Below are 13915 nucleotides of genomic sequence, written 5' to 3' on the forward strand. Positions count from 1 at the left end.
GGCCTACCGTTGACCACCGTGGACCCCGCCCGCGTGCTCGCCGCGTCGACCGAGATCACTTCGGCCGCCCTCGCGGGTGACGACCCGGACGCCGTGCTGCCGCTCGTGGTGCGCAGCGCCGTCGAACTCGCCGGGGCCGACCTCGGGTTGGCCATGGTCACGGCGGACGACGGCACGTTGACCGTCGAGGCGTCCTCCGGTGGCGACGACCCGGTCGGGATCGTGCTGTCCAGCCGTTCGTCGGCGGCACGGGCGGCGCGGACGGGCGTGCCGGTGGTCGCCGACGACTTCACCACCGACCCGCGCACGGCGCCGTTCGTGCCGAAGGCGCTGCGGGGTTACGGGCCGTTCGCGGTCGCACCCTTCGGCACCAGGGAGCGCAAGATCGGTGCGCTCGCCGTCTACCGGCGCAAGGGCGCGCAGCCGTTCAGCCCGGACACCGTCGAGGTGCTGGCCGCGTTCGCCGCGCAGGCCGGTCTGGCGGTGGTGCTGGCCGAGGGCTCGACGGCCCGCCAACGGGTCGCGGTCTACCAGGAGCGCGAGCGCATCGCCCGCGACCTGCACGACGTGATCATCCAGCGGCTGTACGCGACGGGCGTGCAGCTCGACCTGCTCGACCGCCGGCTCAAGCTCGAAGGGCGGGAGGCCAAGCGGCTCGCGGACGCCGTCGACCAGCTCGACCAGACCATGGCCGAGGTCCGCGCCACCGTCCGCGCCCTGCGCAGCGCCGATCCCGGCAAGCCCGCCGACGTCGACCTCAGGGGTTCGGTGCTGGCGGAGGCCCGGACGGCGGGCGAGCTGCTGGGGTTCGAGCCGGAGGTGCGGACCGAGGGCGACGTGGCGGACGTGCCCGCGGACCTGGCCGACCACGCTCGGGCGGCGTTGCGGGAGGCGTTGTCGAACGTGGTGCGGCACTCGGGGGCTCGGCACGTGGGAATCGCGCTGCGCAGGACACCCGATCGGCTGGACCTGGAAGTCACCGACGACGGCTGCGGCATTCCGCGCGGGGTCGCCAAACGGGGTTTGCGGCACCTGGAGGAACGGGCGTTGGCCGCCGGTGGCGGGTGTGAGATCACGTCGTCACCGCGTACCGGCACGACGATCACGTGGCACGTGCCGTTGACCGGCTGAGCCGCTGCACGGCCTCCGACAACCCTGGCCGAATCCGGCGGCGGGGCTGTCCAGAGGGGTTATCCACAGGCGACGCTCGGGGCGCGGAAATTGTCGGTCCCTTGTGGCAGGGTTAAAGCAGGGGTCCCCTTGGCGGGGACGCCTGCGTAGCTGTCACCGCGCCTCCCAGGGGTGATCAGCGCTGGTGAGGCGCGGGTTGCGCGCTGTCCGGGTGTGTCCGGAATTGGTCGGACCACTGTCCCGCACACATTCGTACAGCGTTTTCCTTGCCCGCGTTGCGCGGCGACCACCACCCTCGACGCTGTTGGCACAAGCCACCACCGAGGAGGGGAAATGAGTTTGCCCAAGAAAGGGCTGTCGCTCTTGCTGGGACTGCTGGCGGCACTCGGCACGGTTTCGGCACTGGGGATCGGTTCCGCACAAGCCGCGACGTCGGTAAAAGTCATGACGTGGAATTGGGAGATCCCGAAGAGCCTCTCGTACCAGCGGGGCTGGACGAATGTCGTCAAGAACCAGAAACCGGACATCCTCGGGTTGCAGGAGATCTGCGTCAAATGGGTCCAGCAACTGGTGGACGACATGAAGAACGAGGCCGGTGTCGACTACGACGTCGTCTACGGCACCTGGCGGACGGATCGGCGGTGCGGCGGCACGCCCGGCACCGAAGGGGCCAACGGCGACGCCATCCTGGTCAAGCGGAAGACCGCTTCGATCGTCGGTAAAGGCAGCTTCCGCCTGCCCGTCGTCGCCAAGTCGAAGGACAAGGAGGAGCGCGGTGTCGTGTGGGCGAAGGTCAAGGTCGGCAGTCGGGTGATCCCGGTGTGGAACACGCACATCGGCATCAAGAACTCGCAGACCGAGCAGATCGCGGCACTCGCGAACGCCACCGGGAAACCCGCCGCCGGCATCGTGCTCGGCGACTTCAACAGCACACCGGGCGACTCCGCGATCCGGCCGATGTGGAAGAACGGCTGGAAGGAGGCGGACGCCCGCTGCACACCCAGCGGCTGCCGGGGCACCCACGACAACGGGAAGAAGTTCGACTACATCTTCCTGCGCGGACTCCGGGGGTCCGCGCCCAAGAGCATCCCGACGCCCTCGTCCGACCACCACGTCGTGATCGCGTCCGTGAAGATCTGACACCGGCACGATCAGGGGTGGCCGGACGACCGACCGGCCACTCCCACGGACAGATCAGCGCGAACGGCGGGCCACCCACGCGGCGGCCTGGGTGCGGCGTTCCATGCCGAGCTTCGACAGCACCGCCGTGACGTAGTTCTTCACCGTCTTCTCCGCCAGGAACAGCCGTTCGGCTATCTGCCGGTTGCTCAACCCCTCCCCGATCAGGTCCAGCACCCGCCGCTCCTGCTCGGTCAACGCGTCCAGCACGTCCACCTCGACCGGCCGCCGCATCCGGTCCAGCACCCGCGCCGTCGTCTGCGGGTCCAGCAACGACCGCCCGGCCGCCACCTCGCGCACCGCCGTCACCAGGTCCTGCCCCCGCACCTGCTTCAGCAGGTACCCCGACGCGCCGGCCATGATCGCCCCGACCAGCGCCTCCTCGTCGTCGAACGCGGTCAGCACCAGGCACCTCGGCCCGTCCGGCAGCGCGCGCAGCCGCCGGCACAGCTCGACCCCGCCGCCGTCCGGCAGCCGCACATCCACCACGGCCACGTCGGGCCGCGTCACCCCCGCCCGGACCAGGGCCTCGTCCACCCCGCCCGCCTCGGCGACAACCGAGATGTCGTCCTCGTCCTCCAGCAGTTCGCGCAGCCCCCTGCGCACCACCTCATGGTCGTCTACGAGCAACACTCGCACCGGCACGAACCAACCATAGGTCGAATGCCGGTACCCACCGCGCCCGGTCGTCAAGACAGTGCAGGGATGCTCGTACGCCAGATCGAGGAAGCCGACCGGATCGTCGTCGGCAGGCTGGTGCTTGAACTGTGGGGCGCGCACACCGCGGTCGCGCACGGCCAGGTGTTCTTCCCGGCCAGCCTGCCCGGGTTCCTGGTCGAACAGCAGGACCAGGTCGTCGGACTGCTCACCTACGCCGCCACCGACGGCCACCTGGAGATCGTCACCATCGACGCGCTGCGAAGAGGCAGGGGCGTCGGCAGCTCGCTGGTCGACGCCGCGGTGCGCCGCGCCCGGCAGCTCGGCTGCTCACGGGTCCGGCTCACCACGACCAACGACAACCTCGACGCCCTGCGCTTCTACCAACGCCGCGGGTTCCGGCTCACCGCACTGCGCCCGGACGCGGTGCGCGAGGCACGTCGCCTCAAGCCGGAGATCCCGAGCATCGGCGACTACGGCATCCCCATCACCGACGAACTGGACCTGGAGCGTTGGGTCGCTCCACGCTAGTTGTCCACAGGCTCCACGCAGGCTGTCCACAAGTTGTGCACAACCCCGGCGCAACCACGCACAACCACGGCGCGATCACGGCCTAGCGGCTGGGCAGCGGGCTGAACACCTCGTCCCACGCCGCCGCGACCTGGCGGGCACAGGTGGCGGGCGCGACCCCGCCGACCCCGGTGCCGAGTCCGGGCATGGCGATCGTGCGGACGACGGCGCGCAGCGGGCGGCCGTCGTCGAGCCGCCCGCCCAGCCACAGCCGCAGCACGGCGCGCGCGGCCAGGTACGGGTGCACGGTGTCCTCGGGCAGCAGCTCACCGGGCTGCCGCATGGTCGGCGCGCTGATCAGCCACTCGGGTTCCGGCTCGCCGGTCGGCACGACCAGCGCCTCGCCCACCGGCAGCTCACCGCCGTGCAGACCGAGCACGGCACTGCGCACGTTGCCCTCGACCAGCGGGAACGCCCGCGCGTACACCGCGTCGATGCCCCCGCGCATCCAGCCGGAGGAATTGGCGGGACTCACCACGGCCTCGGCGACGATGTCGAGCACCGAGCCCCGGTGCACCTCGACGCCGGTCCGGCCCTCGGCCACCGCGAGCCAGGCACGGGCCAGCGGTTCGTCGACGGCGCACAACACCAGACGGGGAACTGCTGCGGGAGCGTTGATCTCACCCTCCGTATCGGCGGCGGACACGTCTCCAGCATTCCAGGAGAACCCGTTGCTGCGGAACGGGGGCGGGTACCAGCCAGGCGGGTGATCCTCGCCTCAACCGCGGTCACCGGACGTGCTCCTCGTATTGTTGCGGCCGTGCTCGCCTACTTGGGACCGCAGGGAACGTTCACCGAGCAGGCCGCACGCGGCTTCGCCACTCCGCAGCAGGAACTGGTGCCGTTCGACACGGTGCCCGCCGCCCTCGCGGCCACCCGCCGGGGGGAAACCCAGTCGTCGTGCGTGCCGGTGGAGAACTCCGTCGAGGGCGCGGTGCCCGCGACGATGGACGCGTTGACGGAGGGCGAACCGCTGATCGCGGTGGCCGAGGCGGTGCTGCCGGTGCGGTTCACCGTGCTGGTGCGGCCCGGTGGCGGGCCGGTGCGCACGGTCGCCAGCCACCCGCACGCGCTGGCGCAGGTCACCCACTGGCTGGCCGAGCACCTGCCGACCGCCGAGGTGCTCGCCACGACGTCCACGGCCGCCGCAGCGCGCGCTGTGGCGGAGGGCGAGTTCGACGCGGCTGTGTGCGCGCCGGTGGCCGTGCGGCACTACCCGCTGGAGGAGCTGGCCACCGACGTGGCCGACGTGCGGGACGCCAAGACCCGGTTCCTGCTGGTCCGCCCGCCCGGTACGCTGCCCGAGCCGACCGGCCACGACCGGACGTCCGTGGTGTGCACGGCGGCGGACAAGATCGGCGCGCTGTCGGAGCTGCTGACCGAACTCGCGCTGCGCGGCATCAACCTGACCCGCATCGAGTCGCGGCCGACCAAGGGCAGGCTCGGCCAGTACCGGTTCTACATCGACATGGACGGCCACGTCGCCGAGCCGCGGGTGGGTGACGCGCTGGCCGCGCTGCACCGGCACTGCCCGCAGACCCGGTTCCTCGGCTCGTACCCGAAGGCCGAGCCGAGCGGCCACGTGGCGGGCAACGAGGAGTTCGTGGCCGCCGTCGAATGGGTGGACAGAGTGCGGAGGGGGCAGGGCGCATGAGGTTGATCCTGGTCAGACACGGCGAGACCGCGTCGAACCTGAAGATGGCGCTGGACTCGCTGCCGCCGGGCCCGCCGCTGACCGACGCCGGCGTGGCGCAGGCCGCGGCGCTGGCCGAGGAGTTGACCGCCGAGCCCGTGGTGGCCGTCTACGCCAGCACGGCGGTGCGCGCGCAGCAGACCGCCGCGCCCGTGGCGCTGGCGCACGGCCTGGACGTCGAGGTCGTGGAGGGCGTGCAGGAGATCTTCTGCGGTGACCTCGAAGGGCGGCACGACCGCGAGGCGTTCGAGATCTTCATCGCCACCGTGAAGCAGTGGGCCGAGGGCGACCTGGACGTGCCGCTGCCCGGCGGCGAGAGCGGGCGCCAGGTGCTCGACCGGTACCTGGCCGCGGTGGACAAGATCACCGCGAAGCACGAGGACGACGACACGTTGGTGCTGGTCAGCCACGGCGGGTCGCTGCGGATGGCGGCGCTGGCACTGGCCGTCAACGTGACGCCCGCGCTGGCCGAAGCCGGCCTGCTGCCCAACACCGGCCGCGTGGTGCTCGAACGCGCCGCGAACGGCTGGCGCTGCACGTCGTGGACCGGCGTGGACGTGGTCGAGGGCTAGCTCCCAGCCGCCAGCCCTCAGCCGCCAGCCGCCAGCCCCCAGCCGCTAGCCGCTAGCCCCAGCCCAGCTCGTGCAGCTTGGCGTCGTCGATGCCGAAGTGGTGCGCGATCTCGTGGACCACGGTGACCACGATCTCCTCCACCACGTCGTCCTCGTCGCGGCAGATGTCCAGGATCGCCTCGCGGTAGATGGAGATGCGGTCCGGCAGGACGCCGCCGTAGTCGCTGGTCCGGGCGGTCAGCGCGATGCCCTGGTAGAGGCCGAGCAGGCTCGGTTCGTCCGGGTTGCGGTCCTCGACCAGGACCACCACGTTGTTCATCGCCGCCGCGAACTCCGGCGGGATGAGGTCCAGCGCCTCGCCGACCAGCTCCTCGAACCGCTGACGGGTCATCTCCACCGGCACGTCGTCACCTCGATGGCGTAGTCGTGGTCACGGCGGTCGTCGACTCGTCCGGCTTGCCGGAGGGCTTCTCGCCGGACGACGAGGGCGCGGCCGAGCTGCTGTTGGACTGCGAGTGCAGCGGCGCGCCGGTCGCCTCGTCCTGCTGCACGGCCGTCGTCTGCGGCGGGTTCGACGTGGTCAGCGGCGGCGCGTTGGGGTTGCGCACGCTGCCTTCCCACGCGGTCAGGCTGTTGTCCGTCGGCGTCGCGCCGATCTTGCAGTTCGCCAGCCTGGAGCCCGCGGCCCAGCTCTCCGGCGCCCTGGTGTCCCAGGCGACGATGAGCCCGCGGGCCTGCAGGTCGGCGCCGCCGGTGTACTCGGCGGTGATCCGGGCGCACTCGCCGACCATGATGTTGTCCTGCTGCTCCAGCGGCGGGAAGTCGCCCGGCGGCAGCGTCACCACGCCGGTGATCTCGAACGTGTGCGGCTTCACGCACTCCACCGGGTCGGCCACCGACCGGGTCTCGGTGATGCCGAGGCACACGCCCGGGTCGTACACGTCGGACTGGTCCTGGGTGCGCGCGGTGCCGTAGGACGGGAGCAGACCCCCCGCCGGACCGGCCACCTGCAGGCCGCAGCGGATCGTGCGCTGGCCCTCGCGCCACAGCCGTTCACCGGGGCTGAGCGGACCGACCGTGTACTTGCCGAACGGGTCGAACTTGCCGCCCAGGTAGTCCAGCGACATCTTCCCGCACTGCTCCTGGCTGATCTGCTGCCACTGCGCGTCGTCCGGGAACGGGGCCTGCGGGCCGTGCGCGGCGGAGATGTCCGCCACTCCGGTCACCTCGAACAGGTGCTGGCTGGTGCAGTCGACCTTCGCGACGTCCGACAGGTCCTTCTTGGTCCAGTTCAGGCAGTCACCCGCCTGAGCGGCCATAACGGGGTTCACCGTGGTCGTTCCGGCGGCGCCGAGCCCTCCCGCGCCCACCGGCCACGACGTGAAAGTGCTCAGGGCGAGCAGCAAGAACGCGCCAGCGAACGCGCCGAGCATGACCAGGTGGTCACCACGACGAAACCAGCGCGCGGTCATGGACATCTACTCCATGATGCCTGTGTAGGCCGACGAACCCTTCGGGCGGGTCGAGTGTGTTGCTTTTAGGCCACTCGTCACCCAATCGGCGGCCGATCTCTGTACCGTGCCCGCCGGGAGTGGCTGATGACTGAGAACGACAACACCGGGAACGCCGCGACACCAGGCGCTGGTGGGCCGGGTGGACCGAACGGAGCAGGTGGACCGGGGCAGCAGGGCGGTGGCGCGACGCCGCCGCCGTACGTGCCGCCGACACCTCAGGGACCGCAAGGACCGCCTCAAGGACCGCCTCAAGGGCCTCCGCCGGGTGGACGCGGTCAGATCCGCAGCCAGGAGCCGGGCGTGACCAAGCCCCGGCCGCCGACGGTGGCCGAGCAGCGTGCCCGCGCCCAGGCGATCGAGCAGCAGCGCGAGCAGCAGCTCGTCCTCGAAGCCGAGGAGCAGCGCAAGAAGAAGCTGCGCAAGCGGCTGCTCATCGGCGGTGGCGTGGCCGTCGGCGTGGTGGGCGTGGTGGCCATCTGGTACGCCGTGTCCAGCCCCGACGACGTCGAGGCGCAGTGCACGCGTGACGACGTCGTGGTCGAGGACCAGTACTGCGACGAGGAGTACGCGCGCTCGCACGGCGGGTACGTCAGCAGCGGCTTCATCTACATCGGCGGCAGCTCCTACCGCTACCACTACGGCGGCTCCAGCGTGCCCGTCGGCCAGAAGGTCAGCGGCGGCAGCTACACCATGCCCAAGGGCGCGAACATCAGCACGAAGTCCGGCACGGTCATCCAGCGCGGTGGCTTCGGCGTGTCCGGCGGCAGCAAGAGCGGGGGCAGCTGAGTGCGTCGGGAGTCCTCCACGCCCCGGCCGAACTGGCAGCGCACCGTCTCCGACCAGGGGCTCGTGTTCGGCGCCCCGGCCAGGGCCGCGGACGGCAGCCCGCGCCCGTACTGGGACGAGTCGGCGCACTACGTCTTCGAGATGAGCGACGTGCTGTCGCTGGAGGCGGACGTCGAGCTGCTGCACAGCATGTGCCTGGAAGCCGTCGACAACGTGGTGCTCACCGAGCGCTACCGGGACTTCGGCATCCAGGAGTGGCTGTGGCCCGCGATCGGCGAGTCGTGGAAGCGCCGCGACCCGCACGTCTACGGGCGGTTCGACCTGCGCTACGACGGCCGCGGACCGGCGAAGCTGCTGGAGTACAACGCGGACACGCCCACGTCGCTGCTGGAGGCCTCGGTCGTCCAGTGGAACTGGAAGACCGACGTGTTCCCCGACGACGACCAGTGGAACTCCATCCACGAGAAGCTGGTCGAGCGCTGGGCCGAGATCGGCGAGCGGCTGCCGTCGAACGAGCTGCACTTCACCTGGTCCGGCGCGGACCCCTCCGGTGAGGACCACGTCACCGTGGCCTACCTCCAGGAGACCGCGGCCGAGGCGGGCATGAACACCGTCGGCCTCGCCATCGAGGAGATCGGCTGGGACTCGCTGCTCAAGCGGTTCGTCGACCTCGAGGACGCCCCGATGGCCACGGTCGTGAAGCTCTACCCGTGGGAATGGGTGGTGGACGAGCAGTTCGGCCGCTTCGCGGTGGAGAGCCTGCCCGGCACCCTGTGGGTCGAGCCGCTGTGGAAGATGCTGCTGTCCAACAAGGCGCTGCTGGCCGTGCTGTGGGAGATGTACCCCGGCCACCCGAACCTCCTGCCCGCGTTCCTGGACGAACCAGGTCTCCTCACGGAGTACGTGCGCAAGCCGCGGTTGGGTCGGGAAGGCGCGAACATCCAGATCGTCGCCCCCGGCTACGAGACCCAGACCGGCGGGGTCTACGGCAAGGAGGGCTTCGTCTACCAGCTGTTCGACCCGCTGCCCGAGTTCGACGGCTACCGGCCGGCGCTGGGCGCGTGGATCGTCGGCGACACCGCGGCGGGGCTCGGCATCCGCGAGACCGTCGGCCTGGTCACCGACGACGGCGCGGCGTTCGTGCCGCACAGGATCGTCGAATGAGACTCCCCACCCCGGACAACGCACCACTCACGTCGTCACCGGCTCCTTCACCGGCGGCACAACCGATCAACCTGCACACCATGGAGGGTCTGTGATTCCCAACCTCGCGTTGGACCCCGGCTTCGGCGCCGCCATCGGCCAGGGCGTCGGCGCGATCGCGCTCTACGCCGTCGTCGGCCTGGTGCTGATGGTCGTCGGCTTCTACGCCATCGACTGGACCACCCCCGGCAAGCTCAGCGCGCTCGTCCGCGGCGGTGCGCCGAACGCCGTCATCGTGACGTCGGCGGGCCTGGTGAGCATGGCGCTGATCGTGGTCGTGGCGATCTACAGCTCGGCGGGCAAGCTGGACGAGGGCCTGCTGTCGGCCCTGATCTTCGGGTTCGTCGGGATCATCGTCCAGGTGCTCGCGGTGCGGCTGCTGGAGTGGGTGACCAGGCTCGACATCGGCTCGCTGATCGAGTCGGACCGGTTCGCCCCGGCCAGCGTCGTGGTCGCCTCGGCGCACGTCGCGCTCGGCCTCGTGGTGGCCGTCGCAATCTCCTGACCGTCCCGCCGGCGGGCCGGTACCCTTCCGTCCCGCCGGCGGCCGTGGCGCCACAGGTATGGTGACCGCCAGGTCGGCACAAGACACCCGTGGGCGTTCGCGGCGCGGCGCCGCCCCCGGTTTTCGCCGTGAAGCACGGAACTACACGGAACTACAGATGGGGGTCGCCGCGATGGCCGAGGCCGCGGGCAAGCGCACTCACGCGCTGCTGGAGGATGTCCACCGGATAGTCGCGGACCGGTCGTGCGCTGTGCTGTCGTTCGACGTCTTCGACACGATCCTGTGGCGCAGGGTGCCCCGCCCGGCGGACGTGTTCGGCATCCTCGGGTCGCGCCTGCGCGCGGCCGGGCTCGCGCCGGCGTGGATGACCGACGCCACGTTCCGGCGGATGCGGATCGCGGCCGAGGCCAAGTCCCGCGGCGACCGCGGCGACCTCGGCCCCGAGGTGTCGCTGTTCGACATCTGGCGCGCCATGCCGTCCGACCTGTTCGACGGCGCGCTGCTGGACAAGCTGGTCAAGGCCGAGGTCGAGGTGGAACGCGAGTTCACCGTGGTCGACCTCGACATGGCCGAGGTGATCCGCGAGGCGGACCGCAACGACGTGGACATCGTGCTCGTCTCGGACACGTACTTCACCGAGGAGCAGCTGTCCTACCTGCTCGACCGCCCCGAGCTGGACGGGCTGCGCAAGGCCCGGGTGTTCCGCTCGCACCAGCACGGCACGGACAAGGCGAACGGCCTGTTCGAGATCGTGCTCAACGAGCTGAACCTCAGCCCCGAGCAGATCGTCCACATCGGGGACAACGAGGTGGCCGACATCGAGGTCCCGGCCGAGCTGGGCGTGCGCGTGGTGCACTACCGCCGCGTCGACCAGCCGCTGGCCGTCGTGCTGGAGCGCGAGGGCGAGCCGGACGACCCGTTCGGCCGGTACGCGCCGTTCCTGGACGAGGAGCACGGCGACTTCGGCATCACCAGCCTGCGCGCCAAGGTGCTGCAGGCGTCCGGCGCGGACAGCGAGTCCGGCCGCGACACCGCGTGGCGGTTCGGCGCCGCCGTCCTCGGCCCCGTGATGACGGGTTTCGCCGAGTGGGTCGCCTGGCGCGCGCACGAGGCGGGCACCAAGGTGCTGTGGTGCCCGATGCGCGAGGGCGAGCTGCTGTCCACGCTGGTCAACAACGCCGCGCGGGAACGCGGGTGGGACGTCGAGGCCCGGCCGATCTGGCTGTCCCGGCACGTCACCTCGCTCGCCGCGCTGGACAAGTTCGACGTCGACTCGGTGCACGAGTTCATCCGCCGCAGCTACAAGCTGTCGATCCGCGAACTGCTGTCCGTGCTGCACCTGCGCGCGGGCGAGGTGCCGAGCCTGGCCAACGAGCTGGACACGGTCGTCGACAACGGCGACATCGCCGAGCGGGTCAGCATCGCGCTCACCGAGTCGCCGCACCTGCAGAACCGGCTGAAGGCCACCGTCACCGCCGCCCGCGAGCGGATGATCCGGTACCTGCGCGCGGCCGGCGCGCTGGACAGCCCTGACCTCACCCTGGTCGACCTCGGCTGGGGCGGCACCATCCAGCGCCAGCTCGCCCAGGCGCTGAAGGTCGCCGACATCGACATCAAGCCCGCCGGCCTGTACCTGGCCACCGACGACCGGTCCGTGCGCGCCTACCTGGCCGGCCTGCGCGCCGAGGGCTACCTGGCGCAGGCGGGCCACCCGGTGGACATCGCGTCGACCATCGTGCGCAGCCCCGAGGTGCTCGAGCAGTGCGTCAACGCGCTGTGCGGGACGCTGGTCGGCTTCACCGAGGACGGCGCGCCCGTGCTGGGCCGCGTCACCGAGTCGAGCTCGCAGAACGCCGAGCGGCTGGCCGCGCAGGAGGGCATGCTCGCGTTCCAGAGCATCTGGAACAGCTACGTCCGCGCGTCCGGCGGCACGTGGTCCGACCTGGCCCGCCCGCAGGCGGCGAAGGACCGGCTGGCGAACATCGTGGTGTCCGCGCTGAAGGCGCCGACGCCCGGTGAGGCCGCCGTGTTCGGCAGCTGGGCGCACGAGGACAACTTCGGCTCCACCCTGGTCACCAAGGTGGTGCCGGACGACCTGGTGGCGGCCCTGCCGTACCTGTCGCCGCTCGACCTGGACGACCTGGGCATGCGCGACTCGTTCTGGCCCGCGCTGCTCGCCGCCTCCGACACCGGGCTCGCCTCCGCGAGCAAGGCGCTCACCGCCGGGTTCGTCGACCGGAACGTGTTCGAGCCGTCCGGTGAGCCGTTCGAGACCGCGCTGCACTACCGCACCGGCGCCGACGAGTGGGAGAAGGCCGGTCGCCGCCGCGTCCGGATCAACCGCAACGGGCTGTCGTTCGCCCGGCTCGACTTCGAGCACCACGACATCATCGACCTGTCGCTGGCCATCCCCGGCCGGCCCGCGATCGTGCGGGTCGACTGGATCGAGGTCCGGGGCAACGCGGGACGTCGTCCGCTGCCCGAGCCGCTGCGCTGGGAGACGCCGGAGGACTTCGCCGGCCTGACCTACGCGGGCTGCCGCTGGCTCGGCGGCAACATGATCGAGTTCGGTGGGCCGGAGTCGGTGCTCGTGCTGCGGGTCGCCGGACGCGCCGGCGCGCCCATGTCGTCCGGCCAGGTCACCGTGGCGTTCGCGGTGCTGCCGCAGTCGTTGTCGAACCTGTCCGCCCGTCCGCCGTCGGCCGCCACCAAGGTCGCGCGGATCAGCGGCAGGCTCCGTGAGGAGTACCGGGCCCGCGGGGCCACGGGTGTGGCCGCGGGCGCCGCCCGGGTGGCGATCCGCAAGCTGGGAGGCGCTTCGTGAACCAAGGTGTCGACGTCATCGGGAGCCGGGAAGACCCCCACGCCCAGATCAGGGCGGCCCGCGCGCTGCCGGTGATGTTGCACTCCCTGTCGGTGCTGCGCGAGCAGTTCGCGATCATCTTCGCCAACCGGAAGATCGAGACGGTGGTGGAGGTCGGCGTCGAGTCCGGCCAGGTCAGCTCCATCTACACCGAGCTGGGCGCGTCGGCCGTGCACTGCGTCGACCCGTTCCCCTCGGACGAGCTGCGCGCCACGCTGGCCAAGAACCCGGCGTTGCACCTGGTCGAGGGCCACTCGCCCGCCGTGCTCGCCGAGCTGCCGATCGCGGACCTGTACGTGCTCGACGGGGACCACAACTACGCGGTGGTCCACGCCGAGGTGACGTGGATCATGCAGAACGCGCCGGACGCCGTCGTCGTGCTCAACGACGTGCTGTGGCCGTGCGCGCGGCGGGACCTGTACTACGAGCCCTCGCCGTTGACCGGGGACGACAAGCACGAGTCGTCGTCCGACGGGCCGACCGTGTGGCACGACGAGCTGACGCCGGCGGGCCTGGTCGGGCTCGGTGCGTTCACGTGGGCGGTCGAGGCAGGCGGTGAGCGCAACGGCGTGCTCACGGCCGTCGAGGACGCGGTGGCCGAGGCGGGCGCCGCGGACTGGCTGCTCGAAGTGGTGCCCGCGGTGTTCGGCATCGGGTTCCTGATGCGCAAGGCCGCGCCGGGCGCGAAGAAGATCATGGACCAGTTGCGGCCGTTCACGTCGTCGAAGCTGTTGGCGACGATGGAGGGCAACCGGATCGCGCTGTACACGCGGGTGCTCCAGATGCAGTTCGAGGCGGTCGCGCACGCCGACGACGCCGACCGGCTGGCCGAGACGGTCGCGAAGCAGCGGCACGAGATCGAACACCTGCGGGCCGAGTTGGAGAAGCGCGAGAACCAGGTGCACGAGCTGAGACGGGCGAACCAACTGCTGGAACAGCAGCTGCGCGACCCCCTCTCCGTCGCACCGCCCGACCTGGGCTCAGCGGTCAACCACCTGGGCCGAGCCGCCGCGGCCCGCCTGCGCAAATCCCGCCGCTAACCCCCAACTACGCGGAAGGCCCGGCCACCAGGCCGGGCCTTCCGCGTCTCCAACACTCAAACGCGAGAGTCGAACCTCCAGGTAGCGAGAGTCGAACGCTCAGGTGCCGTGAGTTCAACGCTCAGGACGCGCGTGGCCGGAACCTGAGTGTTGAACTCGGCCTACCTGAGGGTTCGACTCTCGGGACGAGAGCGTTCGACTC

14 protein-coding genes are annotated in these 13915 nt (G+C 71.0%); 10 read left to right on the forward strand and 4 right to left on the reverse strand.

Features of this window, described 5'->3' with window-relative positions:
• Positions 1–9: 9 nt before the first annotated feature.
• Both FM051_RS33970 and FM051_RS33975 read left to right on the forward strand, forming a co-directional pair.
• Complete coding sequence (locus FM051_RS33970) at positions 10–1131, forward strand: GAF domain-containing sensor histidine kinase (protein WP_158850631.1); 1122 nt, start codon at positions 10–12, stop codon at positions 1129–1131.
• 333 nt (positions 1132–1464) lie between these two features.
• Positions 1465–2271, forward strand: a complete 807-nt coding sequence (locus tag FM051_RS33975) for an endonuclease/exonuclease/phosphatase family protein (protein WP_158850633.1) — start codon at positions 1465–1467, stop codon at positions 2269–2271.
• 54 nt (positions 2272–2325) lie between these two features.
• On the opposite strand, the gene FM051_RS33980 is transcribed toward FM051_RS33975, so the two are convergent.
• Positions 2326–2955 (reverse strand): response regulator, encoded by a 630-nt coding sequence (locus FM051_RS33980; RefSeq protein WP_202919158.1) that lies wholly within the window; start codon positions 2953–2955, stop codon positions 2326–2328.
• A gap of 60 nt (positions 2956–3015) precedes the next feature.
• Here FM051_RS33980 and FM051_RS33985 point away from each other — a divergent pair, with 60 nt between their 5' ends.
• Positions 3016–3498: a GNAT family N-acetyltransferase gene (locus tag FM051_RS33985; RefSeq protein ID WP_158850635.1), complete on the forward strand. Its 483-nt coding sequence runs from the start codon at positions 3016–3018 to the stop codon at positions 3496–3498.
• An 82-nt stretch (positions 3499–3580) separates the two neighbouring features.
• Here FM051_RS33985 and FM051_RS33990 read toward each other — a convergent pair whose 3' ends face one another.
• On the reverse strand, positions 3581–4183 hold the full coding sequence (locus tag FM051_RS33990; protein WP_158850637.1) for a macro domain-containing protein: 603 nt from the start codon (positions 4181–4183) through the stop codon (positions 3581–3583).
• A 114-nt stretch (positions 4184–4297) separates the two neighbouring features.
• On the opposite strand from FM051_RS33990, the gene pheA reads away from it, so the two are divergent.
• Positions 4298–5191 (forward strand): prephenate dehydratase, encoded by an 894-nt coding sequence (gene pheA / locus FM051_RS33995; protein WP_158850639.1) that lies wholly within the window; start codon positions 4298–4300, stop codon positions 5189–5191.
• Positions 5188–5802, forward strand: coding sequence for a histidine phosphatase family protein (locus FM051_RS34000; RefSeq protein WP_158850641.1), 615 nt, complete (start codon positions 5188–5190; stop codon positions 5800–5802). The genes pheA and FM051_RS34000 overlap by 4 nt, the downstream gene beginning before the upstream one ends.
• Before the next feature lie 52 nt (positions 5803–5854).
• Here FM051_RS34000 and FM051_RS34005 read toward each other — a convergent pair whose 3' ends face one another.
• A complete protein-coding gene (locus FM051_RS34005) occupies positions 5855–6205 on the reverse strand; it encodes a metallopeptidase family protein (RefSeq protein WP_158850643.1) in 351 nt (116 codons plus the stop codon).
• A gap of 4 nt (positions 6206–6209) precedes the next feature.
• Positions 6210–7280, reverse strand: coding sequence for a septum formation family protein (locus FM051_RS34010; RefSeq protein ID WP_238412845.1), 1071 nt, complete (start codon positions 7278–7280; stop codon positions 6210–6212).
• Positions 7281–7616: 336 nt separating this feature from the next.
• Here FM051_RS34010 and FM051_RS34015 point away from each other — a divergent pair, with 336 nt between their 5' ends.
• The 5 genes from FM051_RS34015 (at position 7617) to FM051_RS34035 (ending at position 13713) form a co-directional block, all read left to right on the forward strand.
• The gene (locus tag FM051_RS34015; RefSeq protein WP_238412846.1) at positions 7617–8102 is read left to right on the forward strand and encodes a hypothetical protein; all 486 of its coding nucleotides are present in this window, start codon (positions 7617–7619) and stop codon (positions 8100–8102) included.
• A complete protein-coding gene (locus tag FM051_RS34020) occupies positions 8103–9266 on the forward strand; it encodes a glutathionylspermidine synthase family protein (RefSeq protein ID WP_158850647.1) in 1164 nt (387 codons plus the stop codon).
• Between the two features lie 91 nt (positions 9267–9357).
• Positions 9358–9810: a DUF350 domain-containing protein gene (locus FM051_RS34025; protein ID WP_158850649.1), complete on the forward strand. Its 453-nt coding sequence runs from the start codon at positions 9358–9360 to the stop codon at positions 9808–9810.
• A 157-nt stretch (positions 9811–9967) separates the two neighbouring features.
• Complete coding sequence (locus FM051_RS34030) at positions 9968–12634, forward strand: HAD family hydrolase (protein WP_238412847.1); 2667 nt, start codon at positions 9968–9970, stop codon at positions 12632–12634.
• Complete coding sequence (locus FM051_RS34035) at positions 12631–13713, forward strand: class I SAM-dependent methyltransferase (protein WP_238412848.1); 1083 nt, start codon at positions 12631–12633, stop codon at positions 13711–13713. The genes FM051_RS34030 and FM051_RS34035 overlap by 4 nt, the downstream gene beginning before the upstream one ends.
• The last annotated feature ends 202 nt before the right edge of the window (positions 13714–13915 follow it).

The sequence above is a fragment of the Saccharothrix deserti genome, assembly GCF_009769385.1.
GTDB classification, from domain to species: Bacteria; Actinomycetota; Actinomycetes; order Mycobacteriales; family Pseudonocardiaceae; genus Actinosynnema; species Actinosynnema deserti.

Excerpts from the sequence above, each read along its gene's own strand:
- FM051_RS33975 (WP_158850633.1), top strand. The coding sequence starts at position 1,465 with ATGAGTTTGCCCAAGAAAGGGCTGTCGCTCTTGCTGGGACTGCTGGCG.
- FM051_RS33985 (WP_158850635.1), top strand. The coding sequence starts at position 3,016 with ATGCTCGTACGCCAGATCGAGGAAGCCGACCGGATCGTCGTCGGCAGG.
- FM051_RS34000 (WP_158850641.1), top strand. The coding sequence starts at position 5,188 with ATGAGGTTGATCCTGGTCAGACACGGCGAGACCGCGTCGAACCTGAAG.
- FM051_RS34010 (WP_238412845.1), bottom strand. The coding sequence starts at position 7,280 with ATGTCCATGACCGCGCGCTGGTTTCGTCGTGGTGACCACCTGGTCATG.
- FM051_RS34030 (WP_238412847.1), top strand. The coding sequence starts at position 9,968 with ATGGGGGTCGCCGCGATGGCCGAGGCCGCGGGCAAGCGCACTCACGCG.